Source organism: Streptomyces sp. NPDC057438 (assembly GCF_042802995.1).
In the GTDB taxonomy this organism is placed as follows: domain Bacteria; phylum Actinomycetota; class Actinomycetes; order Streptomycetales; family Streptomycetaceae; genus Streptomyces.
Genome location: NZ_JBHVDD010000004.1, coordinates 97,088 through 121,416, shown reverse-complemented (window position 1 = coordinate 121,416; position 24,329 = coordinate 97,088). Strand labels below are relative to the sequence as shown.

The window sequence follows — 24,329 nt, the reverse complement described above, 5'->3', positions numbered from 1 at the left end:
ACCCATTTGTCACACCCTCCCCGTACTGTCGAATCATGGAAGGCACCACACCCCCCGGCAACGACAGCCCCGCACACCACGACACCCCGGCCGCCTACGACCCGTCCTCCGCGGAGCGCTACGCCCCCGAGCCCGACAAACGCCCCGGCCGCACCGCCTTCCAGCGCGACAGGGCCCGCGTCCTGCACTCCGCGGCCCTGCGCAGACTCGCCGGCAAGACCCAGGTCGTCACCCCCGGCACCCGCAACCTCGCCTGGGACGCCAGCCCCCGCACCCGCCTGACCCACTCCCTGGAGTGCGCCCAGGTCGGCCGCGAGCTGGGCGCGGCCCTCGGCTGCGACCCGGACCTCGTGGAGGCGGCCTGCCTCTCCCACGACCTCGGCCACCCCCCGTTCGGCCACAACGGCGAACAGGCGCTGAACGAGTTCGCCGAGGACTGCGGCGGCTTCGAGGGCAACGCCCAGTCCCTGCGCCTGCTGACGAGGATCGAACCCAAACGCTTCGTCCCCTCGGACACCACCGGCGAACTCGTCAGCGTCGGCCTCAACCTCACCCGCGCCGCCCTGGACGCCGCCACCAAGTACCCCTGGCCGCGCGGCGCCCACCCCACCGACCCGCAGTCCTCCAAGTTCGGCGTCTACGACGACGACCGCCCGGTGTTCGACTGGGTCCGCAAGGACGCCCCCGGCACCAGCACCACCTTCGAGGCCCAGGTCATGGACTGGTCCGACGACGTGGCGTACTCCGTCCACGACGTCGAGGACGGCCTCCACGCCGGCCACATCGACCCGGGCTGCCTGCACGCCGAGCCCGAACGGCAGGCGGTGTTCGAGGTCGCGCGCGGCCGGTACGCACCCGCCGGCACCGACCCGGCCGAACTCGCCGCGGCCCTCGACCGCCTGCTCGACCAGGAGTGGTGGCCGCACGGCTACGACGGGACGGCCGTCGCCCAGGCCCGGTTGAAGGACGCCACCAGCCAGCTCATCGGCCGCTTCTGCCTCGCAGCCGAGGGCGCCACCCGGCAGGCGTACGGCGGCGGCCCCCTCACCCGGTACGCCGCCGAACTCGTCGTCCCGCTCGGGACACGTCTGGAGTGCGCGGTCCTCAAGGCCGTCGCCGACCGGTACGTGATGCAGCGCGCCGAACAGGAACGGCTCCGCGCCGACCAGCGGATCGTCGTGGCCGAACTGGCCGAGGCGCTCACCGCCCGCGCGCCGGAGGGACTCGAACCCCAGTTCCACGCGCTGTTCGACGCGGCGCCGGACGACCGTGCCCGCAAGCGGGTGATCGTCGACCAGATCGCCTCGCTCACCGACCCGTCCGCCCGCACGTTGCACGCGAGACTGACGGGACGGATGTGACAGGGATATACGGGCATATGACGCACACGTGACCCTCTGTGGCCTGATCGGGTCACTCCCTCTTCCCGCATCACGCTGTGTGCGGGACGCTCGCATGTGGACGCACCCTCAAGAGGAGGCATCAAGTGGTCGACGCGGATCAGACATTCGTCATCGTCGGTGGTGGTCTCGCCGGCGCGAAGGCGGCCGAGACGCTCCGAGCGGAGGGCTTCACCGGCCGCGTGATACTGATCTGCGACGAACGGGACCACCCCTACGAGCGCCCGCCGCTGTCCAAGGGCTACCTCCTCGGCAAGGAGGAGCGCGACAGCGTCTTCGTCCACGAACCCTCCTGGTACGCGCGCCACGACATCGAGCTGCACCTCGGCCAGACCGTCGACGCGATCGACCGTACGGCCAAGACCGTCCGCTTCGGCGACGACGGCACCCTCGTCCAGTACGACACCCTGCTGCTCGCGACCGGCGCCGAGCCCCGCCGCCTGGACATCCCGGGCACCGACCTCGCGGGCGTCCACCATCTGCGCCGCCTCGCCCACGCCGAACGCCTCAAGGGAGTCCTCGCCGCCCTCGGCCGGGACAACGGCCACCTCGTCATCGCCGGCGCCGGCTGGATCGGCCTGGAGGTGGCGGCCGCGGCCCGCGAGTACGGCGCTGAGGTCACCGTCGTGGAACCGGAGGCCACCCCGCTGCACGGGGTGCTCGGCCCCGAGCTGGGCAACCTCTTCGCCGAGGTGCACCGCGAGCACGGGGTCCGCTTCCACTTCGGCGCGCGGCTCACCGAGATCGTCGGCCAGGACGGAATGGTCCTCGCGGCCCGCACCGACACGGGGGAGGAGCATCCGGCCCACGACGTCCTCGCGGCCATCGGCGCCGCCCCGCGCACCGGTCTCGCCGAAGCGGCCGGCCTGGAGATCGCCGACCGCGCGCACGGCGGCGGCATCGTCGTCGACGCGGGGCTCCGTACGTCCGACCCCGCCGTCTACGCCGCCGGTGACGTCGTCTCCTTCCCGCACGCCCTCTTCGACACCCGGCTGCGGGTCGAACACTGGGCCAACGCGCTCAACGGCGGACCGGCCGCCGCACGCTCGATGCTCGGCAGGGACGTCACCTACGACCGGGTGCCCTACTTCTTCTCCGACCAGTACGACCTGGGCATGGAGTACTCGGGATGGGCGCCGCCCGGCTCGTACGACCAGGTGCTGATCCGGGGGGACGCGGGGAAGCGGGAGTTCATCGCGTTCTGGGTGAAGGAGGGGCGGGTGCTGGCCGGGATGAACGTGAACGTGTGGGATGTCACCGACCCGATCCAGAAGCTGATCCGGTCCCGGGAGCGGGTCGACGTGGACGCGCTCGCGAATCCCCAGGTGCCGTTGGAGAGCCTGATCGCCTAGGGGGTGCCGGTCCGGGGCGCAGGGCGACTGCGGGCCGGGTGCGGCCGGTCGCGCAGTTCCCCGCGCCCCTTCCGCGGCACAGCCATGTCAGTAGGCCACCGTAGAATCTCCGCGTGGCAGGACGGATCAACGACGAGGACGTGAAGGCGGTTCGGGACGCGGTCCCGATCGACGCCGTGGTGTCCGAGTACCTCCAGCTACGGAACGCGGGCGGCGGAAACCTCAAGGGGCTGTGCCCCTTCCACGACGAGAAGTCGCCGTCGTTCCAGGTCAGCCCCAGCAAGGGACTCTTCCACTGCTTCGGCTGCCAGGAGGGCGGCGACACCATCACGTTCGTGATGAAGGTCGACCACCTGTCCTTCTCGGAGGCCGTCGAGCGCCTGGCCGGCCAGGCCGGCATCACCCTGCGCTACGAGGAGGGCGGGTACAACCCCACCCACCAGCGCGGTGAGCGCATCCGGCTGGTCGAGGCGCACAAGCTCGCCGCCGAATGGTACGCGCAGCAGCTCGCCACCAGCCCCGAGGCCGACACCGGCCGGATCTTCCTCGCCGAGCGCGGCTTCGACCAGGCCGCCGCCGTCCACTTCGGTGTCGGCTACAGCCCCCAGGGCTGGGACCACCTCACCCGCTTCCTGCGCGGCAAGGGATTCGCCGACAAGGAACTCCTGCTGTCCGGGCTGTCCCAGGAGGGCCGCCGGGGCCCGATCGACCGCTTCCGGGGCCGCCTGATGTGGCCCATCCGCGACATCGGCGGCGACGTGGTCGGCTTCGGTGCCCGCAAGCTCTACGAGTCGGACAACGGGCCGAAGTACCTGAACACGCCGGACACCGCGATCTACCGCAAGTCCCAGGTCCTGTACGGCATCGACCTCGCCAAGAAGGACATCGCCAAGGCCAGCCGGGCCGTCGTGGTCGAGGGCTACACGGACGTCATGGCCTGCCACCTCGCCGGGGTGACCACGGCCATCGCCACCTGTGGCACGGCCTTCGGCGGCGACCACATCAAGATCCTGCGCCGGCTGCTCATGGACAACGGCTCGGCCCGCGTGATCTTCACCTTCGACGGCGACGCGGCCGGCCAGAAGGCGGCCCTGCGCGCCTTCGAGGACGACCAGAAGTTCGCCGCCGAGACGTACATCGCGATCGCCCCGGACGGCATGGACCCCTGCGAGCTGCGCCTCGCCAAGGGCGACGACGCGGTGGTCGAGCTGACCGAACCCCGCACCCCGCTCTTCGAGTTCGCCCTCCGCCAGATCGTCGCCCGCTACGACCTGGAGACCCCGGCGGGCCGCGCGGCCGCCCTCGACGAGGCGGCACCCGTCGTGGCCCGCATCAAGAACAGCGGCGCGCAGCACGAGGTCGCCGTGCAGCTCGCCGGCATGCTCGGCATCCTCGACACCCAGTTCGTCGTCAAGCGCGTCGCCCAGCTGGCCCGCTGGGCCCGCGACCGGGGCGGCCAGGGCCCCGCCCCGGCCGCGCAGCGCACGGCCCAGCCGTACGAGTCCACCGCCCGGCCCCCCTCCGGCCCGGCCCTCACCCTGCGCAACCCGGTGTTCGCCACCGAGCGCGAACTCCTCAAACTCGCCCTCCAGCGCCCGGAGCTGGTCGCCCCCGCCTTCGACGCGTACGGGGTCGACGAGTTCACCGCCGCCCCCTACGCGGCCGTCCGCGTGGCGATCATCGAGGCCGGCGGCGTCGAGTACGGCGCCGAGGACCCGCAGGAGTACCTGATCCGGGTCCGCGAGGCGGCGCCGGACGACACGGTGCGGGCCATGGTGACCGAGCTGGCGGTCGAGGCGATCATGCGCAAGACGGTCGACGAGGTGTACGCGGGCGCGCAACTGGTCACCGTGCGCCGTCGGGCCGTGGAACGCCGGGTGCGCGACGTCCAGGGCAGCCTGGCCCGCGCGGCCGCCCAGGGCGACCCGGCCCAGCTGGCCGCCGTGCAGAACGAGTTGTGGGTGCTCCAGCAGTACGACCAGGCGTTGCGGGAGCGGGGCGCGGAGGCGCTCTGAGCCCGTGCCGGCACGCGCCCCGGGCCGTGCACGTCCCCGGAGCACATGCCAATCCGCGCCGGAGCCACCCCCACGTGCCCGGCCCGTGAGCGGTGTACGGCCCTCCCAGCAGCGCACTCCCACGGCACGGTGACCGTGCGGTCACGGACCGGACGCAAAAAGTCACCGCACGCCCCTCGTTTCGGCTGTGTGTCGTACTCCACACTGGGTTCCGGTGCCTGAGTCCTCGGAGCGCGGCCGACCCGTCCCCCATGGGTCCGAGATCCCCGCGGTTCCGCTCGATGAGTACGGGATGGACGGCGGAGAGGCCGCCCGCGCCATCCCAGACGTACCGCTGCCGCACGCCCGGGCAGCGACATTCCTGGAGGTCGCCCCCGTGCAGACCCAGACCCTCGTACAGAACGACACACGTACGGCCATCGGTACCGACGGCGCGGAGCCGGACCCGGAAACCGATGTGATCACCGCGGTGCCCGCCCAGAGCCGCGCCGCGCACCACCCCGAGGCGGCCCCGGACGGCCCGCCCGACCTGGACGGGCCGCCGAGCGCCGGGGCCGAGGCCGCCGAGCCGGCCGACCCCTCCGAGCCGGAACCCGTGGAACTGCCGCGCGTCCGCACGGACACCAGCGGTCCGTCCTCGGACCTGTTCCGCCAGTACCTGCGCGAGATCGGCCGCATCCCCCTCCTGACGGCCGTGGAGGAGGTGGAGCTGGCCCGCCGCGTCGAGGCCGGTCTCTTCGCCGAGGAGCGCCTCGGCAACGCCCCCGACCTCGACACCCGGCTCGCCCTCGACCTCGACCGGCTCGTCGTCATGGGCCGTATGGCCAAGCGCCGCCTCATCGAGGCGAACCTGCGGCTCGTCGTGTCGGTGGCGAAGCGTTACGTCGGCCGCGGCCTGACCATGCTCGACCTGGTCCAGGAGGGGAACCTGGGCCTCATCCGGGCAGTCGAGAAGTTCGACTACGCCCGCGGCTACAAGTTCTCGACGTACGCGACCTGGTGGATCCGCCAGGCCATGTCCCGCGCCCTCGCCGACCAGGCGCGCACGATCCGGGTCCCGGTCCACGTGGTCGAGCTGATCAACCGGGTCGTGCGCGTGCAACGCCGCATGCTCCAGGAGCGCGGCTACGAGCCCACCCCGGACGAGGTCGCCGCCCACCTCGATCTCGCCCCCGAGCGCGTCAGCGAGGTGCTCCGCCTCGCCCAGGAACCGGTCTCCCTGCACGCCCCCGTGGGCGAGGAGGACGACGTGGCCCTCGGCGACCTCATCGAGGACGGCGACGCGGCGAGCCCCGTGGAGTCGGCGGCGTTCCTGCTGCTGCGGGAGCACCTGGAGGCGGTCCTCTCCACCCTCGGCGAACGCGAACGCAAGGTGGTCCAACTCCGCTACGGCCTCGCCGACGGCCGTCCCCGCACGCTGGAGGAGATAGGCCGCATCTTCGGCGTGACCCGAGAACGCATCCGGCAGATCGAGTCCAAGACCCTCAACAAACTCCGCGACCACGCCTTCGCGGACCAGCTGCGGGGTTACCTGGACTGAGGGGTGCAGGCGCCTGGGCCTGTGGCGCCCCTGGAGAGCAGTGGGCGCAGCCCTTGCTTTCCAGGGGCGCGGGGAACTGCGCGACCAGCCCCCCACTCACCCGCACTCGACGGCGCACCCCTCAGCCCGCCCCCTCAGTCCACCTCCGCCACAGCCTCGGCGAACTGCGCCTTGTACAACCGCGCATAAGCCCCGTCCGCCGCCAACAACTCCTCGTGCGCCCCCTGTTCCACGATGGCTCCCTTCTCCATCACCAGAATCGTGTCCGCGTCCCGGATCGTCGACAGCCGATGCGCGATCACGAACGACGTCCGCCCGTGCGCCAGCTTGGCCATCGCCTTCTGGATCAGCACCTCGGTCCGGGTGTCCACCGAGGACGTCGCCTCGTCCAGCACCAGGATCACCGGATCCGACAGGAACGCCCGAGCGATCGTGATGAGCTGCTTCTCACCCGCGCTCACCCCGGCCCCCTCGTCGTCGATCACGGTGTCGTACCCGTCCGGCAGCGTCCGCACGAACCGGTCCGCGTGCGCGGCACGGGCCGCCTCCTCGATCTCCCCCCGCGTCACCTTCCGCGACGCGGGCGCCCCGTACGCGATGTTCTCCGCGATGGTCCCCCCGAACAGCCAGGTGTCCTGGAGCACCATCCCTATCCCGTCCCGGAGTTCGTCCCGCGACATGGACGTGACATCGACCCCGTCGAGCGTGATCCGCCCGCCGGTGACCTCGTAGAACCGCATCAACAGGTTCACCAGGGTCGTCTTGCCGGCCCCGGTCGGCCCCACGATCGCGACGGTGTGCCCCGGCTCGACCACCAGCGACAGATCCTCGATCAGCGGCTTGTCGGCCTCGTACCGGAAGGAGACGTTCTCCAGCGCGACCCGCCCCCGCAGCTCCTCCGGCCGCACCCCGGGCACCGCGTCGGCCTCCTGCTCCTCCGCGTCGAGCAGTTCGAAGATCCGCTCGGCGGAGGCGACGCCGGACTGCACCAGGTTCGCCATCGAGGCGACCTGCGTCAGCGGCATCGAGAACTGCCGTGAGTACTGGATGAAGGCCTGCACGTCACCGATGGACAGCGCGCCGGACGCGACCCGCAGTCCGCCCACCACCGCGACCAGCACGTAGTTGATGTTCGACACGAAGAACATCAGCGGCTGCATGATCCCGCTGTTGAACTGGGCCTTGAACCCGGCCTCGTACAGCCGCTCGTTCTCCTCGGCGAACTGCTTCGCCGACTCCTCCTGCCGCCCGAATACCTTCACGAGCGTGTGCCCGGTGTACATCTCCTCGATGTGCGCGTTGAGCTTGCCCGTCACCCGCCACTGCGCCACGAAGTGCGGCTGCGACCGTTTGCCGACCCGGGTGGCGACCACGAACGACACCGGTACGGTCACCAGCGCGACGAGCGCCAGCAGCGGCGACACGCAGAACATCATCACCAGCACGCCGATGATGGTGAGGAGCGAGTTGACGAGCTGCCCCATCGACTGCTGGAGCGTCTGGCCGATGTTGTCGATGTCGTTGGTCGCCCGGCTCAGCACCTCGCCGCGCTGCCGCTTGTCGAAGTACGACAGCGGCAGCCGCGACAGCTTCGCCTGCAGCTCCTCGCGCATGTGGAAGACGGTCCGGTTGATCGCCCGGTTGGAGAGCCGGGTCGCCGCCGCCATCAGCAGCCCCGCGACCAGGAAGATGCCGAGGGCAACCAGCAGCACCGTGCCGACGGCGTCGAAGTCGATGCCCTTGCCCGGGGTGAAGTCCGTGCCCGAGAGCATGTCGGCGACCGCGCCGTCCCCGCGCTCGCGCATGGACGCGAGGACCTCGGCCTTGGTGGCACCCGCCGGCATCTCCCGGCCGACGACCCCCGCGAAGACGAGGTCGGTCGCCCTGCCGAGGATCCACGGCCCGAGCACCGACAGACCGACGCTGAGCACCGCGCACACGATCATCGCGTACATGGTGAAGCGCTCGGGCCTGAACTGCGCGAGCAGCCGTTTCCCGGACCCCTTGAAGTCCATGGAGTGCTGGTCGGGGGCGCCGGCCCCCGCCATCCGTGCCAACGGCCCGGCCATCAGGCTGCCTCCGCTTCCGTGAGCTGGGAGAGGACGATCTCCCGGTACGTCTCGTTGTCGGCCATCAGCTCCTGGTGGCGTCCGGTGCCGACGACCCGGCCCTCGTCGAGGACCACGATCCGGTCGGCGTCCCGGATGGTCGCCACCCGCTGGGCCACGATCACCACGGTCGCGTCGGCGGTCTCCCGCCCCAGTGCCGCGCGCAGGGCGGCGTCGGTCGCGTAGTCCAGCGCGGAGAAGGAGTCGTCGAACAGATAGATCTCCGGCCGCTGCACCAGCGTCCGCGCGATCGCGAGCCGCTGCCGCTGGCCGCCGGACACATTGGTCCCACCCTGCGCGATGGGCGAGTCCAGCCCGTTCTCCAGGCGCTCGACGAACTCCTTGGCCTGCGCCACCTCCAGCGCGTGCCACAGCTCCTCGTCGGTCGCGTCCGGATTGCCGTACCGCAGGTTCGTCGCCACGGTCCCCGAGAAGAGGTACGGCTTCTGCGGCACCAGGCCCACGGTCCTGGCCAGCAGCTGCGGATCGAGCGTCCGCACGTCGACGCCGTCCACCAGCACCTCGCCCTCGGTGACGTCGAACAGCCGGGGGACCAGCCCGAGCAGCGTCGACTTCCCGCTGCCCGTCGACCCGATGACGGCGGTCGTCTCACCGGGCCGGGCCACGACCTCGATCGACCGGAGCACCGGCTCCTCGGCACCCGGATAGCGGAAGCCCGCACCCCGCACCTCCAGGAACCCGTGGCGCCGCAGCTCCCGGACGGGCGCGACCGGCGGCACCACGCTGGTGTCGGTGTCGAGCACCTCCTGGATGCGCTCGGCGCACACCTCGGCGCGCGGCATCATCATGAACATGAAGGTGGCCATCATCACGGCCATCACGATCTGCATCAGATAGGCGAGGAACGCGGTGAGCGCGCCGATCTCCATGCCACCGCTGTCGATCCGATGGGCGCCGAACCACACCACCGCGATCGACGACAGGTTGACGACGGTCATCACGATCGGGAACATCAGCGCGAGCATCCGCCCGGTACCGAGGGAGACCTCCGTCAGCTCGACGTTCGCCTTCCGGAACCGGCCCTTCTCGTAGTCGTCCCGCACGAAGGCCCGGATCACCCGGTTGCCGGTGATCTGCTCCCGCAGCACCCGGTTCACGGTGTCCAGCCGCTCCTGCATGGTGCGGAACAGGGGGCGCAGCCGGCGCACGATCAGGCTGACCGAGATGCCGAGCACCGGTACGACGGCGAGCAGCACCCCCGACAGCGGCACGTCCAGCCCGAGCGCCAGCACGATGCCGCCGACACACATGATCGGAGCCGACACCACCAGCGTGAACGTCATGAGCACCAGCATCTGCACCTGCTGGACGTCGTTCGTCGTCCGGGTGATCAGCGACGGGGCCCCGAAGTGACCGACCTCACGCGCCGAGAACGACTGCACCCGGTCGAACACGGCCGCCCGGATGTCCCGGCCGACCGCCGAGGCGGTGCGGGCGCCGTAGTACACGGCACCGATGTTGCAGACGACCTGCACCAGCGAGATACCGATCATCAGCGCGCCGAAGGACAGGATGTAGCCCGTGTCCCCCTTCACCACGCCCTGGTCGATGATGTCCGCGTTCAGCGTGGGCAGGTAGAGCGTGGCGCACGTCTGCACGAACTGCAGCAGCACCAGCAGGGTGATCGGTGTCCGGTAAGGACGAAGATGACTTCTCAGCAATCGTATGAGCACGCGAGGTCTCTCGGGGTCGGGGAAGGGGTTCGGGACGCACCACCCCCCATCGTCGGACACTCTCCCCGCGTTACCTCAACCGAATTAACCCGACGGAGCAGCCTTGACGCATTCATGACCCGGCCGCGCAGGCGGCCGCCACCGCCCCATCCCCAGCCGCGGCCGCGTCCTCAGACCCGGAACGCCCCGGGGTGGGTCTGCTCACGCACCGCCACGTACTGCTGCCGCACCGCCTGCCCCACCGCCAACTCGTCCCCGGGGTCCAGCACCTGCGCCGCCGCCCCCGGCCACATCGGTGGTGTACGCGGATCGAGCGCCCCCTGCGAGACCCCGAGCGCCCAGGCTGCCTGCCGCGCGGCGCCCACCGCCGCGTAGTCCGCCGGCTGCGGCACCACCACCTGCACCCCGAACAGCGCCGGCGCCGCCGCCTGCACCGCCGGCAGTTCCGCCGCCGCGCCGAGCAGGAAGATCCGCCGTACGTCGACGCCCCGCCCCCGCAGCACGTCCAGCGCGTCCGCGAGCCCGCACAGCATGCCCTCGAACGCGGCCCGCGCGAAGTGCTCCGGCTTCATCGACTCCCGCCGCAGCCCCGCCAGCGTCCCCGCGGTGTGCGGCAGGTTCGGCGTCCGCTCACCCTCCAGGTACGGCAGCATCACCAGCCCGTGCGACCCGGGCGTCGACTTCATCGCCAGGTCGGACAGCGCCTCCAGATCGGACACACCCAGCAGTTCGGCGGCCCCGCGCAGCGTCCGTACGGCGTTGAGCGTGGTGACGACCGGCAGATGCATCCCCGTGGCGTCGGCCAGCGAGGTGATCATCCCGGAGGAGTCGACGAGCGCCGTCGTGTGCACGGCCATGACGGACCCGGAGGCCCCCAGCGACACGACCGCGTCCCCGAGCCCGATGCCGAGCCCGAACGCGGCGGCCATGGTCTCCCCGGTGCCGGCGGAGATGAGGAGCCCCTCCGGCGTCGTACCGGCGGCGTCCGAGGGGCCCAGCACCTCCGGCAGCATGACCTGGTGGCCGAGCGCCATCTCGACGAGATCCGTGCGGTACTGCCCGGTCGCCGCGTTCCAGTACCCGGTCCCGGACGCCCCGCCCCGGTCCGTCGTCCTCCTGACCGGCCGCCCCAGCAACTGCCAGACCAGCCAGTCGTGCGCCTGGAGCAGGACGGCCGTCCGCATCGCGGCGTCCGGTTCGGTACGGCTCATCCAGCGCAGCTTCGTCACCGGCTGCGCGGCCCCCGGCACACAGCCGACGGCCTCCGCCCACGCGCCGCGGCCCCCGAGCGCGTCGACGAGGTCGGCCGCCGCGACCTGGGTCCGCCTGTCGCCGCCGACCATCGCCGGGCGCACGCTGTTGCCCTGTGCGTCCAGCGCGATCAGCCCGTTCTGCTGGGACGAGACCCCGATCGCCTGCACACCCTCCAGCAGCCCGCCGCCGGCCGCCTCGCCCAGGGACAGCAGCCAGGCCTGCGGGTCGACGTCCGCCGGACGCCCCCCGCTCTCGGCCGGCTCCAACGGGTGCGGGGCATACCCCTGCCTGAGCACGGCCCCTGTGTCCGAGTCACAGACGACAATGCGCGTAAATTCGGGCGAACTGTCCAGCCCGGCGACTATCCCCATGGCAGAAATTCTGCCGCACCGGAAGGGGTGGGGGCGCCGCGCGTCGGTCCGGCCGACTCGATTCGGTCCCTAGGTATTGCTCGTGCCCCAGTCGTCCGCGGCGGAGCCGTTGGCGTTGCGTTCACGCAGCGAGCGCACCCGCTCGGCGACCAGGTCGGGCACACGGTCCCCCACCTTCTCGCTGACCACGTGGTACGCCTTGCCCGCGTAGACACGCCCCTGCTGGGCGGCCGACTCGGCGGTGTTGCGCACCGCGGGGTTCTGCGCGACCTGGCGCGCGGACTTCTTCAGCTGTTCGTAGCGTTCGCGTCCGGCCTTCGTGCCCAGTACGTAGCCCAGGGCCAGTCCGGCAAAGAACGTGAGCCGATAGCGCATGGCGGCCACCCTTCCCTTACGTCTGCGTCGGTCCCTTGCGTGCCCTGCGCGGGCGACGGGCGCGGGAGATACCGATTGGCGGAGCACCCCCCTGCTTGCGCTAATGTATGTGTCGCAGCGAGCGCACGCCCCCTGGCGAATACCCAGGGAGGTACGTTCGATGCACCGAGGCAATCCTCCGTAGCTCAATTGGCAGAGCAGCCGGCTGTTAACCGGCAGGTTACTGGTTCGAGTCCAGTCGGGGGAGCTTCGATCTTCCGTAGCTCAATTGGCAGAGCAGCCGGCTGTTAACCGGCAGGTTACTGGTTCGAGTCCAGTCGGGAGAGCAGTGAGGAAGGACCCCGTCGGGGTCCTTTTTCATGTCCGGGGGAACCGCGTGCGCGCCGCCGAAGTCCTCAAGGTCAAGAAGCGCATGCGAAGGCCGACCATCCGAAGCAGGAGATCGTATGAGCGGCTATGCTGCGGCAGACGGCGCGCACACATGTACGCGACACGCCGTACGGGGCGGTAGCTCAGCCGGTTAGAGCAGCGGACTCATAATCCGTCGGCCGTGGGTTCGAGTCCCACCCGCCCCACTCTTCGCTACGCGAGGAGAAACCTTCTGACCAGCAACTTCGCTGGCAGATCGGGGGACTTGAGAGGTCTCGGCGGTCCTTGCCTGTCACTCGTTGGTGTCCCAGGGACCACCGAGGGACCACAAGGTCACTCGTTGGTGCTCCAGGGACCACTGGGGACCACAAGCGGGTGGTGAAACCCGGATCTGTAGGTCACGCCACTTTCTCTGGCGCCTTCTCTGCTGAGTCGGTCTGGCCGCTGGAGTCTGGCGCGGATGGCTGCGGCGGAACCCAGCCGACGGCGTTCGGCCCCGCTCGGTCGATCACGACTCGGCTGAGCATCGCGTGCGGCCGTTGCTCCTCCGAGAGACGATCGTTCCAGTTCTCCACATGGACGATCTCGCAACCGGTGCTCGCGCAGTACTCCCGCAACCACTTCTCCGTCGCCGCAGCCGCCTGCTCCGGTGTGCGGACTGTGGCCCGGATCTCTCCAAGGGCGGCCCCCTTCGCGCGGGCCTTTAGCCCGATGGTCCAGAGGCCGCCGCTGCTGGCGCCGTGGACGAAGAGCACGGCCATGTCGTGGTTGAAGATCTTCGCCGGAATCTTCAAGGGCCGCACCACTTCGTAGGCGAGAGCTGTCTCGCGAGGCACTACAGAGAGAGTCGATTCGGCTTCTGCCTGCATGAGCTGTGGCAGGACGCTGGTGTACGTGTCTGACGTGATCTGACGCGAGCTGTGCCCCAGACGCTCCTGGACCACTTTGATGTCGTTCTTCGCGAGAAGGGACAGGGTGGCCGAAATGTGCCGGAGATCGTGGAGGCGGACCGGCGGAAGTCCCGACAACTCGACCAGCCGTTTGAAGCGCCGACTGACCCAGTCAGGGTGGTAGGACTCTCCGTTCTCCTGCGTGAAAACGCGGTCCGATTCGACCCTGGCTTCCTGGCCGGACCACTGCTCGCGTTCCTTCGCCTGGGCGACCTGCCAGGCGCGCAGCACCTCGACTGATTCCGCACTGAGCGAGATGGTGCGGACACTGTCTGCCTTTGGATCTTCCCCGTACAGGCGGTAAGCGACTTCGACGATCTGCGCAGAGATGCGCATCCATGGAGAGGCCAAGCTCACCTCCTGCCACGGCAGGGCGCACATCTCGCCGCGTCGGGGCCCCAGAAAGGTGAAGGTGTGCCATAGGGCGTACAGCCGGTCATCGCTGACAAAGTCTAGGAACTGTCCGGTCTGTTCGGGAGTCCAGACCATGACTGGACCAGGTTTGGCACCCGTCCGCCTCCACTGTTCGACTCTCTCTGGCGTCCACACCAGCGGCTTGGGCCGCTTCGCGGCTGGAAGCTCGACCATCTGGGACCAGTTGGTCGTGTACTCACCCCGCTTGATCCCGGTGTTGAGAAACGAACTGAGGGTGGCGTTGATGCGATGCATCGTCGCGGCACTGGTGATCTTGCGCACGCCCTTGCGGCCCGCCTTCAGGGCGGCGTTGGCATCGAGCCAGGCTCGGCGGGTGACGCGCCGCTCACCTCTCTTCCCGGCCGCGCGCACCCACGCCGTGTAGGCCGTGTCACGGGCGTTCTGGAGCTCAACCACGCGGGCGTGGTGCAGTAGTCGCTCGGCGTTCTCCTTCTCGATGGCGTCGAACATGGCCTCGACATGGCGAAGCTTGAAGTCTCGCCGCTTGACGTGGCCCAGGCGCGGTGCGAGGTAGTTCGCGACGTGCTCCTCGTAGCTGTGCCGCGTTGTGCGGGCCAGAGCCTTCTTTCGCTTGAGCCACGCTGTGAGGTCCTCGCCGACTGTCGCATTGCTGAGTACGTCGGTGCCCCGGTCCGAGTCACGAGCGACCTTCTTCGCCTCGGCCTTGGCCTCCTCCTTGGTGGCGAATCCGCCCCGCTTGATGCGGCGTCGCTTGCCGTTCTCACCGGGCTCCAAGTCGATCGAGAAGTACCACGTACCGTGGCCCTTTCGCTTGAGATCAGGGCACGTCAGCCCGATGTCTCGGAGCTTCGCTGAGCCGTCGTCGTTGAATATTGCCTCCCCGGAGTCGTCTGTCGCCGGCACCTTGCACTGGCAGCGGCGGAAGTAGCTCGCCTCTGACACGCTTCTCCCCTTTGTGGTGGCGTGTGGATCTTTTGTGTCGGTCCTTGTCGAACCGACGCCCATCTTGCCCCAACACTCCAGTGTTGGCGTATCCTTATGGCACGTTGGCGTGGGGGAGAACGCGACAACGGGAATGACAACGAAGGACGCATCTGTAGCTACGGACGCCGGGGCCAGTTCGATGACCCTGGAGGAACTACTCGCGCTGCCACCGACCGTGAACGTTGTGACGGCTGCGCGGGCGCTGGGGATCGGCACGCACAAGGCCTACAACTTGATCAAGGAGGGGTCTTTCCCCGTGCAGACGCTCCCACTGGGCGGCACGGTGAGAGTCCCCACTGCTGCGCTCTGGCAAGTGCTTGGGGTGACGCCACTGGTGCAGTGACCTGGTAGCCCTTGGGTCTGTTGGCCTCGCTAGGTCACAGCTCGGACTTGTGCCGTGGCCTAGGATCAGGCGGCTATGGGCGCACGAGACGAGAACGGACCACCGCATGCCACGGCTCTACGGTTTCGATGACGCCTCACGTCGTCGGCTACGTGACGACGAAGTGGACCCGCTCCGCCAGATGGTGAGCCGGGCGCTGAGCAATCAGTCCAACCAGGACGTTGCCGTGTGGGCGAACGGTGAGGGCTACCGGGGAACCCTCGGCGGGGAGTGGAAGGACGCCTCGGTTGGACGCCTGTTCCGCAACCCGGCGATCGCCGGACTGCGTTACGACGATGACGGCGAACTTGTCGACGCGGGTCACCCCGGAGCCATCACGCGCGAAGAGTTCGAGGCCCTTCTCGAGCGGGAGAAGGCTCGCAGTACGAAGGACGCTGAGCCGGCCTTCGACTATCTCCTGACCGGCGGGGGCAGCACCTGTGGCAAGTGCACACAGGATCTCGGGGGCGCCCGTACCAATGTGGGCACGCCCGGATACCGCTGTCGCCCGAAGGACAGGAGGGGGATCGGCGGCTGTGGCGAGGTCCGGATTGATGCCGGGCTGTTGGAGGACTACGTCGGAGAGAACGTCGTGGCGGAGCTCCTCAAGCCCGGCATTCGAGCCCAGATCACCAAGGCCCAAGAGGCCGTGCGTAAGAAGGCCGACGAGCTCAAGCAGGAGATCGAGGATTTGGAGGGCCGCCAAGCCGAGCTCGGGAGGCTCTACGGCAACCGCCAGATCAGCAGCGAGGCGCTCGTAGCCGGAGAACGGGAGATCGCGGCCAATCTCAAGGACATCCGTCCGCGTCTTCGGTACGCGGAGCAGATGGCGAACTTCTCACTGGGTCATGCCAAGGACCTGGTGAAGTGGTGGAACACTGCGCCCACCGCGTCGAAGAGGGGTCTCGTGGTGCTGCTCATGGAGAAGGTCGAGGTCTTCCCGGCGAGCGCCCGCGGTGTTCGGACCATTGAGCCGGGGCGAGTCGTCCTCCACTGGCGCAAGCTCTCCAGCATGTCAGGCGGCTGAGGTCGCCACCCGCGATGCGAGCCGCCTACCCACCATCGCCATCGTCAGCCCTGTGATCAGTGAGATCACGGCGAGTCCCGCCAAGAGCGGGGAAACGATCTCCTCGTACCGCAGTGGCCAGGGATGGCCCAGGTAATGGGTCACCAGGTATGACCCCTTGCTGGCGGCGTAGGCCACTCCGAGGATCGCGGAGATCGACGACAGGGCGAGGCCGCGAGCCGACCAGGCGTGTCCTCCGCGCCGGGCAACGAGAGCCATTCCGGTGCACAGAAACGCGATCTCGCCGCACGTGATCGCCACGTAGCCCAGGTAGACCATGAGGTAGACGGTGACGCCTGGCACTGTTGCGTATTCGGTCGTGAATTCCACGGTCTCGTCCGTGGTGTTGATGAACAGCGGCAGCATCGCGAGGAGGACACACGCTGCCAGGGCGCCACGTGCGAACAGGCTGGCCTTCAATACCTCATGGTTGTAGGACCAGTCCACGAGCATGAGCTGAAGACTGCCGCACCACACGACGGCGCAGATGTGGGCCCCGAGTTTGGCGGCATTGTTCATGCCGGTCACAGACTCGATCATGTCCTCTACCGCTGGGACGGCGAGGGTGACGCCTAAAGTGCAGATGCCGATAGCCACCGCTCGGGTGAAACGGGCTACGCGGTAGTCGCTTCGGTCACGCTGACGCCAGGCCTCCCGAGCGGAGAGCATGGTGCCCACCAGGCCGATCAGAGCGCACAGGCCGAAGACTAGGCCGTCCATTTGGTTCAGGTTCCTTCCAGGTCAGAGACGGCGCGCTCGGCTGCTTCGGTGAAGCTGAGACGCCTCCGCCGGCCGGGCCGCGGTGGTTCCGCGGCCGGGGGAAGAGGCTCGGGCACTTCCGGGACATGGAGATCGCTGTGTCCGTGTCGCAGACGGATCTCACGGGCGGCCTCCAGAAGTTCGGCAGCCCCGGCTTCGCCCAGGTCGTGGATGAGTCGAAGTGCCTCGCGTGCGTCTTGATACTCCTCGTAGACCGATAGGGACGTCAGTCCGTTGTAACCGGGGAGTAGGTAAGCTACCGGACAGTCGAATGCCCTTGCGAGTCCGGCCAGTTGGGCGCTCGATGGGTTCGCCTTGACGCCGTTCAGAAGGTCGTTCACGACCTGGTGGGTCATCGCCGGCTTGCCGCCGGGAGTCTCGGCCGTGGCGGCGGCGATGGCGCGCGTGCTTGGGGTCTTCCCGTCCGTGCCACGCTTCCTGCTGAGTAGCACAGCGAGCTTGCTGGCGAGGGGGGTGTCCGGGCCGAGCGGCATTGTGCTGGCTACTCCTCGTGATGCGGGCAGGCCCGACCTGACGGTGGACGGTGGATGTTGTGCGCACTCAGTATCACTGTGGGGCAGCTGTGGCGGACGGTGCACTGCAATGTCTATGTTGGTTGACAATAGGTGACGCTCGAAGCAAGATCTATAACGTAAAGCGTAGTAAGCGCGTGCTCGGCATGCGGGGCCGCCACCTCACTTCGCCTCCTAGGGTGCAGGATCGCGACAGGCGCCCAGATGGGCCTCGATGTGTGCCGCTAACTCGCTTGTGTGGGGATCTAAGTGGGCCGCGCGTCATGGAGGCGGAACGCTGTAACGCCGGGAGGGCGCGGGTGGGGATCGAGCTGGATCGAGTGCTAGCCCGACTGGAGGAGTCGGGTGGCACGGAAAACGTCATTCTGGATGGCGAAGCGGCGCTCGGCGCGCTTGGGGCTCTGGCGGTCGTCGATCCGAAACGGGTCGGCTGTGACGTGGAGCGTGTGAGCGGTGCTACTGCAAGTTGATCTGCGTGAGTAGTCGGGGGCGGGCTCCACGAGGGGCCCGCCCCCACGCGTCTGACCTGCGAAAACTTCTCGAAAATTGTGGACCTCCACTCTGAATGCATATAGAATAGAACCACAAGGAAGGGGGGAAGAAGAAGCCCCCACCGACCTCTTGGAGATCAAAATGTCGCACAAGTACGCCGCCCTGAAGATGCGCCAGATCCACCGCAACCCGAACCAGCCCCGCAAGACCTTCGACGAGGACGCGCTGAACGAGCTGGCCGAGTCGATCAAGGAGCACGGCCTGCTCCAGCCGATCGTCGTCCGGAAGGTGGCGGAGGGTTACGAGCTCGTGGCCGGCGAGCGCCGCTTCCGCGCCAACGAACTCGCGGACAACATCACCATCGAGGCGAAGATCCTGCTGCCCGAGGGCGAGTCCGAGATCAGCGACATGGACTCCTTCAAGAAGGCGATGGCCGAGAACCTGAACCGCGAGGACATGCTCCCGCTGGAGGAGGCGCGCGGCTTCAAGAAGGTCTTGGACGAGGAGGAGGGCGCCACGCCCGCGAGCGTCGCCAAGGCGTTCTCCAAGTCGGTCCAGTTCGTCAACCAGCGCCTGGCCCTGCTCGCTCTGCGCCCCGAGATCCAGGCGGCCGTCGACCTCGGGCACATCGGCACCCAGGCCGCCGTCCAGATCGCCGCGCTCTCGAAGGAGAACCAGAAGGCGGTCTTCCAGGACTGGAAGAAGGGCGACAAGAACGACAACCAGCTCGTCCACATCGCCTACGCCATGCGCAAGCAGGAGAAGGCGGCCACCCAGGACTCCATGGTCGACGTCGAAGAGATGACCCCCGAGGAAAAGGCCGAGCGGAGTCGCGCGCAGGCCAAGACCAAGAGTGACCTCGACGCCATCGAGGGAATGTGGGCGCTGCTGGACAGCATCGGCAAGGCGGACCCCATGGAGCTGGCCCGCACCCTGGCGGGGGAGGTCGGCAAGCGGCTTGAGCAGATGGACCGGGTCGCGGACGTCGTGCAGAAGGCCCGGTTCCAGCTCCGCCAGGCGAAGGCTCACGCCGACGCCAGCGAGATTATGGTCAACCCCGCCGCCGCAGCGCCCGACCTGGTGGCCGAGGCCGACGCCGTACTCGCCCAGCTGGACCCGGCTGCGGGCGACGCCGAACCGGAGACGCAGGCCGAGCCCGCCCCGGAGGCGGAGGCCGCCCCGGCCGCCGACGCCAACGCGGAGACCGAGGCCACCCCGGCCGCCGACGTGGAGCCCGAGAGCCCGGCGGAGCCGGGGGAGGACGACGTCGAGGCCGAGGCCGAGGCGGTGGCCGAGCTGGTCGCCGTCGCAGCCTGACCCGTCCGTCCCGGGGCGGCCCCCAGAGGGCCGCCCCCTTCTCTATGGAGCCCTGCAGTGATGAACGACATCCGGACCATGCGCAACATCAACCACAACCTGTTCGACGTGCCGGCCTCGGCCGACGCCCTCGAGGAGTACGACTCCGAGGTGGCCGAGCTCGTCCGCACGGCTGCGGCGTACCTGTTCAAGGCGCGCCGTGACAATGACGGGGCCGCCCTGAACGAGGCATACAACCTCACCCTGCTCGCCGCCTCCGACCTCATGAAGGGTGCCGGTAGTTCGGTGTACGTGCGCACCCACCTCATGGTCACGGCCCGTCTGGTCGAGCTCGAAGCGGCGCTGCTCGCCGCCGAGGCCAAGACCGCCAGCGAGTGAGGAGGCAGCCGTGAAGATAGATACCGACGTTCTCAAGGTCATCCGCTCCGCCACGGTCGACGGTCTGATGCTCCGTCGCAACGGCACGCTCGACCGGAAACTGTACGACCGGGTCAACCTGGCCCTGCAGGCGGTCGGCGGCACCTGGAACCGCTACCAGCGCGCCCACATCTTCCCCTTCGCCGCTGCCGACGCCATCGCGGGGCTGCTCGCCACAGGCGAGGTGATCACCGACGTCGACCGCGGGTACTTCCCCACGCCGAAGCCCGTTGTCGAACAACTCCTGGACCTGGCGGAACTCCAAGCCGGTTGCGAGGTATTGGAGCCGTCGGCCGGACGCGGTGCCATCGCCAAGGCCGCAGCTGCCCGCGGTGCCGTGGTCGACTGCATCGAACTCGACACTGCTCGCGCCGAGCACATCCGTGCCGGCGGCTACGCCCGCGAGGTCACGGCCGCCGACTTCTTCAGCGTGAAGGTTCAGCGCCGCTACCAGCGGGTCATCATGAACCCGCCGTTCGCTGACCGGCAGGACATCAGGCACGTCCAGCGGGCGTTGCGCTTCGTGCAGCCGGGCGGCCTGGTCGTGGCCGTCATGTATGGCAGCCTCCCGTACCGGAGCGACCGTAAGACCAAGGACTTCCGGGCACGGGTCCGGGAGGCGCGAGGGACCATCACGGAACTGCCCGACGACGCGTTCCCGGTCGGCGTGTCCACGGTGGTTGCCGTCATCCCTGTCCGAGAGCCTGCGCCGCCCTCTCGGTTCAACCCCCAGGCGCCCAGGCGCGAGGACTTCACTGCAAGGCCCGCAGTGGCCCAGCAGGAGCTGTTCTTCACGGACGCGCCGACGGCTCACGGCACAGCGCCGCTCGACGGGTTCGAGTCCGGGGCTGCACCAGGGCTAGAAATAGATCCCAACACTGATGCGTGATACGTTCTATCTCGTTGGTGGGGGCGACCTCAGCCGAGGAACCGGCTCACCAACGTGCCGTGGCATGCGGCACTCCCCTTCGGTGCCTGGCGGGTGGCCAATCCCCCGCGCCCTACCCGCCAGGCACCGGCCCCGCACCTGAGCGGAGCCGCCGGAGCGCAGCCAAGATCCACGATCACGACCGGACCCGCCCCCGCCTCACGCCGGGGGCGGGTCCCCGTGCACTCAGGAGCGCCATGAACACAGAGGACTTCGCCGGGCACCCAGAAGATCGCGAACTGTACGAACGTCTCCTCGTCGAGCGGGACGGGACGCCGATCAAGGCCCTCGCTGAACGTGACCCGGGCCTCGAAGTCCCAGGAGACCCCGATCCAGACGCGATCCGGCACCTCACGGAACTCGAAGCAGCCACAACTTCCCGACGAAGAAAAGGACATGGAACATGACCACCAAGCAGGCACCGCCCGCTGAGCCGGAGCGCCGGACACCTCCCGTACCCGGTGCGGTGTGGTGCCGATCCTGTGAATCCTGGTGCCTGCCGACCGGCATCTGCGGCTGCAACAACCGGTGATGCACACCCTCCTCCGCTTCGTCGCCGACGCGATGGCCGTCCTACTCATGGCGGCCATCGCCGTTGCCGCCTGGGTCGTCGTACAGCTTGGCGGCGGCGGGGTCTTTCTTGCCAGCCTCTTGGCCTTCCCCACCTGCGGGCTGGTGGCCGCCGCCATCCACCACGTTCAGCGATGGGTGGGCGGTCGGCGACTAACGAACCGGCTGAAGCCCTGCCCCGGCGACCGCCGCGGCCCGGCGTGATCGTCTAGTCTGAGCTAGTAGGGCGCGGGGAACGGCCTACACAAGGGACGCCCAGTGACCCCGACGCCCGCCAACATTCCCGAACTGCTCCTGCCGCTCGCCGTCCCCACCGAGGACCTCGTTCCGTACTACCGGAACCCCCGCAACGGCGACCTCCCCTCGATCACCGAATCGCTGACCCTCAACGGCCAGTACCGCGCGATCGTCGTCAACAAGGGCACCCACACGGGCCGCCACAACGAGATCCTGGCGGGCAACCACACCTACGCGGCTGCCCAGCAGCTCGGCTGGGAGCAGATCGCCGTCACCTGGGTCGACGTCGACGACGACGCGGCGGCCCGCATCGTCATCGTCGACAACCGGACCAACGACCTCGCCGGATACGACAGCGTCCTCCTGGCCGAGATCCTTTCCGAGATCCCGGACCTGGCCGGTACCGGCTACGACCGCGAGAGCGTCGACCGGCTCCTCGATGACACCTCCCTGCCCGAGACGCTGGAACTCACATCCGACGGCGCGGGCACCGGTGCCGCAGCCACCGTCGACTACCTCCAGTGGGGCTACCTCCAGTGGGAGTCCAAGCGGGTCCGGATCACCTCCGAAGAGGTCGAAGCCCTCAACGCCATCTACACGAAGTTCGTGGACGACACCAACAGCGACCTCGGCTTCGGCTGGCACGTCTTGCAGCAGGCCCACGAGGAGGGCGAGGCTGCATGAGCAGCGCGCCCACCACGACGTTCTACGAGGCGTACCCGCTCGACCGGCTTCGCCCCGCCGACTACAACCCGCGCCACCTCAGCGAGGAGGCGTTCGTCAGGCTCCAGGCGTCACTACGTCGCCACGGTGTCGTGAAACCCGTCATCCTCAACGCCGACGGCACGCTGGTCGCAGGCCACCAGAGAACCAAGGGCCTCCAGGCCATCGGCCTGACGCACACGCCCGCGGTCATGCTGGGCACGAAGGTCAGACTGCAGGACGAGATCCAGTTCAACCTGCTGCACAACCGAGTCGAGACCGAGGCCAGCGTCGTCTACGCCGAGCCCGGCGTTATCGGCGCCTGGTCGTGGATTCCATGGCAGACCATCCGGGTCGCGGAACGAAAGAACCTCTCCTTCGTCAATGCCATCGGGCACATGACCGCCGGCCACGGCCCCTGGGGGAGCGTCGTCATCGACGACCAAGGCCGCATCGTCCTCAACGCCGAATACGCCGTCGTCGCCTCCATCAACCGCTTCGACCTCCTCGCCTGGACCGTCACGTCCGCCGACGCCGCCCAACTCCACGCCGACCTCACCGGCGAGTACGGCGTCTACGACTGGACTGCCATCGAGAGCAAGGCCCCGGTGTGGAACCAGCACATCGTGCAGCCCAAGAGGCTCCGCAAGTTCTCATCCAAGGCCAAGGCCGGAAAGCTCGCCTACGGCTCCGAGACCTGGGACCAGTTGGTCACGCCCTGGCTTAAGCCCACCCACCGGGTCGTCGACTTCGGCGCTGGATACGGCGACTACGCCAAGCACCTGCGCGCGAAGGGCTTCAACATCCACGACTACGAGCCCTACCGCTGCAGGGACGGCTCATACGCCGTCGACATCCGCGCCGTCGTCGGCATGATCCGCGACATCGACAAGGACATCCAGGCCAACGGCCTCTACGACGTGGTGGTCCTCGACTCCGTCATTAACGCCACCACCACCCTCGACTACCAGCACTGGGTGATGACCACCGTCAACGCCCTCTGCTCGGTGGACGGGGTCGTGTGCCTGGGCACACGCAACCTCGCCCGCGAACTCCGGGACGAGCAGGCCAAGCGGGTCACCTCCCAGACCGCCACCACCAAGATGAGCTTCCTCGACGAGGACAACGTCGAGATGAACTTCGTCAAGGGGAAGTGGCAGAAGCTGCGATTCCACACACCCGAGACCCTGGAGCCGCTGCTCCGCCGCTACTTCGAGGACGTCCAGGTCACCGACCTCAGCGGCTCCAACATCAAGGCCACCTGCCGCCGCCCCATCGCGCTCCCCAAGGAGGAATATGAGAAGGCATTCGAAGAGGAATTCAATATGCCTTATCCGAACGGCTTCCGACATGACAGGCATCTGGAATTGGTGGGAAATTTGATAAAATTGGTAGTAGGGAGAAATGAATCTCTCGCCAATTAAAACGGGTAAATGGGGAACGGATGTCACAGCGAATACGGGTCCAAATTGAATCTCGAACTCGGTACCACATCATGTGGCTGGCAGGCGTGCGGCACGTAGCCCTCGACCAGCACTGCCTGCGCAGCTTCGGCCAGCCCGACCGCCCCCGGCTGGACATCAGCCGCCGGCACCAGATCCTCGAACTCCCCGAGCACAACCCGCCGCTGGCCTGGTACCTGTGCGCGCTACCCAACCCCTGGAAGTGGAGCGACAACGCACACCTTGCCTTCGAGGGCGCGCCAGGAGAGCAGTGGGAGGGCCCTGCCCTGGTGCCCGGCTTGTACGTGCGCCTCAACAATGCTCGCCCCATCACCGGATGGGGCGAGCACAGTATCCCCGAGGGCGAGCCGCGCCGACGATCGATGCGTTTCCGTACCTGCCGCAACTATCAGTTCGCATGGTGGCTCCGGACCCACCGTGATGCTCCGGACGCGCCACCCGAGTATGTACCGCCCAAGCGGCCGGGGCTGGGCGAGCAACTGCCACTCCTGTGAGCTAGGAGTTGTGCTCGTCCTTGTCGCGTTGATCACGTCCTTGCGGTGGTGCATGCTCCTTGCGGCGAAGAAAGTTGAAGAACTCGCGCCACCAGTCCAGCCGGTGTTGTGAGTCGCGTGGCAGGGATCGTAGGACGAATGTTCCAGTGATGACGAAGGCG

21 protein-coding genes and 3 tRNA genes are annotated in these 24,329 nt (G+C 68.5%); 17 read left to right on the top strand and 7 right to left on the bottom strand.

Features of this window, described 5'->3' with window-relative positions; translation table 11 throughout:
* Positions 1 to 35 precede the first annotated feature (35 nt).
* From ACFU5F_RS04705 to ACFU5F_RS04690, 4 genes are all read left to right on the top strand, one after another.
* On the top strand, positions 36 to 1,361 hold the full coding sequence (locus ACFU5F_RS04705) for a deoxyguanosinetriphosphate triphosphohydrolase (RefSeq protein ID WP_383881877.1): 1,326 nt from the start codon (positions 36 to 38) through the stop codon (positions 1,359 to 1,361).
* Positions 1,362 to 1,486: 125 nt separating this feature from the next.
* Positions 1,487 to 2,752, top strand: coding sequence for an NAD(P)/FAD-dependent oxidoreductase (locus ACFU5F_RS04700; RefSeq protein WP_383881874.1), 1,266 nt, complete (start codon positions 1,487 to 1,489; stop codon positions 2,750 to 2,752).
* Positions 2,753 to 2,865: 113 nt separating this feature from the next.
* Positions 2,866 to 4,767, top strand: coding sequence for a DNA primase (gene dnaG / locus ACFU5F_RS04695; RefSeq protein WP_383881871.1), 1,902 nt, complete (start codon positions 2,866 to 2,868; stop codon positions 4,765 to 4,767).
* 214 nt (positions 4,768 to 4,981) lie between these two features.
* A complete protein-coding gene (locus ACFU5F_RS04690) occupies positions 4,982 to 6,307 on the top strand; it encodes an RNA polymerase sigma factor (RefSeq protein WP_383881868.1) in 1,326 nt (441 codons plus the stop codon).
* A 134-nt stretch (positions 6,308 to 6,441) separates the two neighbouring features.
* Here ACFU5F_RS04690 and ACFU5F_RS04685 read toward each other — a convergent pair whose 3' ends face one another.
* From ACFU5F_RS04685 to ACFU5F_RS04670, 4 genes are all read right to left on the bottom strand, one after another.
* Complete coding sequence (locus tag ACFU5F_RS04685; protein WP_383881865.1) at positions 6,442 to 8,376, bottom strand: ABC transporter ATP-binding protein; 1,935 nt, start codon at positions 8,374 to 8,376, stop codon at positions 6,442 to 6,444.
* Positions 8,376 to 10,109, bottom strand: coding sequence for an ABC transporter ATP-binding protein (locus ACFU5F_RS04680; RefSeq protein ID WP_383881862.1), 1,734 nt, complete (start codon positions 10,107 to 10,109; stop codon positions 8,376 to 8,378). Before ACFU5F_RS04680 ends, ACFU5F_RS04685 begins: the two co-directional genes overlap by 1 nt.
* Before the next feature lie 170 nt (positions 10,110 to 10,279).
* On the bottom strand, positions 10,280 to 11,734 hold the full coding sequence (locus tag ACFU5F_RS04675) for an FGGY family carbohydrate kinase (protein WP_383881858.1): 1,455 nt from the start codon (positions 11,732 to 11,734) through the stop codon (positions 10,280 to 10,282).
* 69 nt (positions 11,735 to 11,803) lie between these two features.
* Entirely contained in the window at positions 11,804 to 12,109 is a 306-nt protein-coding gene (locus ACFU5F_RS04670) for a hypothetical protein (RefSeq protein ID WP_037726468.1), read from the bottom strand.
* A 174-nt stretch (positions 12,110 to 12,283) separates the two neighbouring features.
* On the opposite strand from ACFU5F_RS04670, the gene ACFU5F_RS04665 reads away from it, so the two are divergent.
* The 3 genes from ACFU5F_RS04665 (at position 12,284) to ACFU5F_RS04655 (ending at position 12,684) form a co-directional block, all read left to right on the top strand.
* A tRNA-Asn gene (locus tag ACFU5F_RS04665) sits at positions 12,284 to 12,356 on the top strand.
* 6 nt (positions 12,357 to 12,362) lie between these two features.
* A tRNA-Asn gene (locus ACFU5F_RS04660) sits at positions 12,363 to 12,435 on the top strand.
* 175 nt (positions 12,436 to 12,610) lie between these two features.
* Positions 12,611 to 12,684 (top strand) — tRNA-Ile (locus tag ACFU5F_RS04655).
* Between the two features lie 192 nt (positions 12,685 to 12,876).
* Here ACFU5F_RS04655 and ACFU5F_RS04650 read toward each other — a convergent pair.
* Positions 12,877 to 14,766, bottom strand: coding sequence for a tyrosine-type recombinase/integrase (locus ACFU5F_RS04650; RefSeq protein ID WP_383881854.1), 1,890 nt, complete (start codon positions 14,764 to 14,766; stop codon positions 12,877 to 12,879).
* 491 nt (positions 14,767 to 15,257) lie between these two features.
* On the opposite strand from ACFU5F_RS04650, the gene ACFU5F_RS04645 reads away from it, so the two are divergent.
* On the top strand, positions 15,258 to 16,217 hold the full coding sequence (locus ACFU5F_RS04645; RefSeq protein WP_383869428.1) for a recombinase family protein: 960 nt from the start codon (positions 15,258 to 15,260) through the stop codon (positions 16,215 to 16,217).
* On the opposite strand, the gene ACFU5F_RS04640 is transcribed toward ACFU5F_RS04645, so the two are convergent.
* A complete protein-coding gene (locus ACFU5F_RS04640; protein ID WP_060904679.1) occupies positions 16,206 to 16,976 on the bottom strand; it encodes a hypothetical protein in 771 nt (256 codons plus the stop codon). The genes ACFU5F_RS04645 and ACFU5F_RS04640 overlap by 12 nt on opposite strands.
* Positions 16,977 to 16,981: 5 nt before the next feature.
* Positions 16,982 to 17,509 carry a hypothetical protein gene (locus ACFU5F_RS04635; protein ID WP_383869431.1) on the bottom strand — a complete coding sequence of 176 codons (528 nt, stop codon included), beginning with the start codon at positions 17,507 to 17,509 and terminating at the stop codon, positions 16,982 to 16,984.
* A gap of 338 nt (positions 17,510 to 17,847) precedes the next feature.
* Between ACFU5F_RS04635 and ACFU5F_RS04630 the strand changes: the two genes are divergently transcribed.
* From ACFU5F_RS04630 to ACFU5F_RS04590, 9 genes are all read left to right on the top strand, one after another.
* A complete protein-coding gene (locus ACFU5F_RS04630) occupies positions 17,848 to 18,018 on the top strand; it encodes a hypothetical protein (RefSeq protein WP_383869434.1) in 171 nt (56 codons plus the stop codon).
* Positions 18,019 to 18,181: 163 nt separating this feature from the next.
* Positions 18,182 to 19,357 (top strand): ParB/RepB/Spo0J family partition protein, encoded by a 1,176-nt coding sequence (locus tag ACFU5F_RS04625; RefSeq protein WP_383881850.1) that lies wholly within the window; start codon positions 18,182 to 18,184, stop codon positions 19,355 to 19,357.
* A gap of 60 nt (positions 19,358 to 19,417) precedes the next feature.
* On the top strand, positions 19,418 to 19,735 hold the full coding sequence (locus tag ACFU5F_RS04620; RefSeq protein ID WP_383881847.1) for a hypothetical protein: 318 nt from the start codon (positions 19,418 to 19,420) through the stop codon (positions 19,733 to 19,735).
* A 10-nt stretch (positions 19,736 to 19,745) separates the two neighbouring features.
* Positions 19,746 to 20,663, top strand: coding sequence for a class I SAM-dependent methyltransferase (locus ACFU5F_RS04615; RefSeq protein ID WP_383881845.1), 918 nt, complete (start codon positions 19,746 to 19,748; stop codon positions 20,661 to 20,663).
* A 236-nt stretch (positions 20,664 to 20,899) separates the two neighbouring features.
* Positions 20,900 to 21,109, top strand: a complete 210-nt coding sequence (locus tag ACFU5F_RS04610) for a hypothetical protein (protein WP_383881842.1) — start codon at positions 20,900 to 20,902, stop codon at positions 21,107 to 21,109.
* An 85-nt stretch (positions 21,110 to 21,194) separates the two neighbouring features.
* Entirely contained in the window at positions 21,195 to 21,476 is a 282-nt protein-coding gene (locus tag ACFU5F_RS04605) for a hypothetical protein (RefSeq protein ID WP_383881839.1), read from the top strand.
* A gap of 54 nt (positions 21,477 to 21,530) precedes the next feature.
* The gene (locus tag ACFU5F_RS04600; RefSeq protein WP_383869447.1) at positions 21,531 to 22,193 is read left to right on the top strand and encodes a ParB N-terminal domain-containing protein; all 663 of its coding nucleotides are present in this window, start codon (positions 21,531 to 21,533) and stop codon (positions 22,191 to 22,193) included.
* Positions 22,190 to 23,635 carry a ParB N-terminal domain-containing protein gene (locus ACFU5F_RS04595; protein WP_383881835.1) on the top strand — a complete coding sequence of 482 codons (1,446 nt, stop codon included), beginning with the start codon at positions 22,190 to 22,192 and terminating at the stop codon, positions 23,633 to 23,635. The genes ACFU5F_RS04600 and ACFU5F_RS04595 overlap by 4 nt, the downstream gene beginning before the upstream one ends.
* Positions 23,636 to 23,721: 86 nt before the next feature.
* A complete protein-coding gene (locus tag ACFU5F_RS04590) occupies positions 23,722 to 24,168 on the top strand; it encodes a hypothetical protein (RefSeq protein WP_383881832.1) in 447 nt (148 codons plus the stop codon).
* Positions 24,169 to 24,329: the final 161 nt, after the last annotated feature.

Bases quoted from the DNA above. Each gene is read 5' to 3' on its own strand.
- ACFU5F_RS04640 (WP_060904679.1), bottom strand. From the start codon at position 16,976: ATGGACGGCCTAGTCTTCGGCCTGTGCGCTCTGATCGGCCTGGTGGGC.
- ACFU5F_RS04625 (WP_383881850.1), top strand. From the start codon at position 18,182: ATGTCGCACAAGTACGCCGCCCTGAAGATGCGCCAGATCCACCGCAAC.
- ACFU5F_RS04670 (WP_037726468.1), bottom strand. From the start codon at position 12,109: ATGCGCTATCGGCTCACGTTCTTTGCCGGACTGGCCCTGGGCTACGTA.
- ACFU5F_RS04635 (WP_383869431.1), bottom strand. From the start codon at position 17,509: ATGCCGCTCGGCCCGGACACCCCCCTCGCCAGCAAGCTCGCTGTGCTA.
- ACFU5F_RS04645 (WP_383869428.1), top strand. From the start codon at position 15,258: ATGCCACGGCTCTACGGTTTCGATGACGCCTCACGTCGTCGGCTACGT.
- ACFU5F_RS04595 (WP_383881835.1), top strand. From the start codon at position 22,190: ATGAGCAGCGCGCCCACCACGACGTTCTACGAGGCGTACCCGCTCGAC.
- ACFU5F_RS04610 (WP_383881842.1), top strand. From the start codon at position 20,900: ATGAACACAGAGGACTTCGCCGGGCACCCAGAAGATCGCGAACTGTAC.
- ACFU5F_RS04620 (WP_383881847.1), top strand. From the start codon at position 19,418: ATGAACGACATCCGGACCATGCGCAACATCAACCACAACCTGTTCGAC.
- ACFU5F_RS04675 (WP_383881858.1), bottom strand. From the start codon at position 11,734: ATGGGGATAGTCGCCGGGCTGGACAGTTCGCCCGAATTTACGCGCATT.
- ACFU5F_RS04705 (WP_383881877.1), top strand. From the start codon at position 36: ATGGAAGGCACCACACCCCCCGGCAACGACAGCCCCGCACACCACGAC.
- ACFU5F_RS04685 (WP_383881865.1), bottom strand. From the start codon at position 8,376: ATGGCCGGGCCGTTGGCACGGATGGCGGGGGCCGGCGCCCCCGACCAG.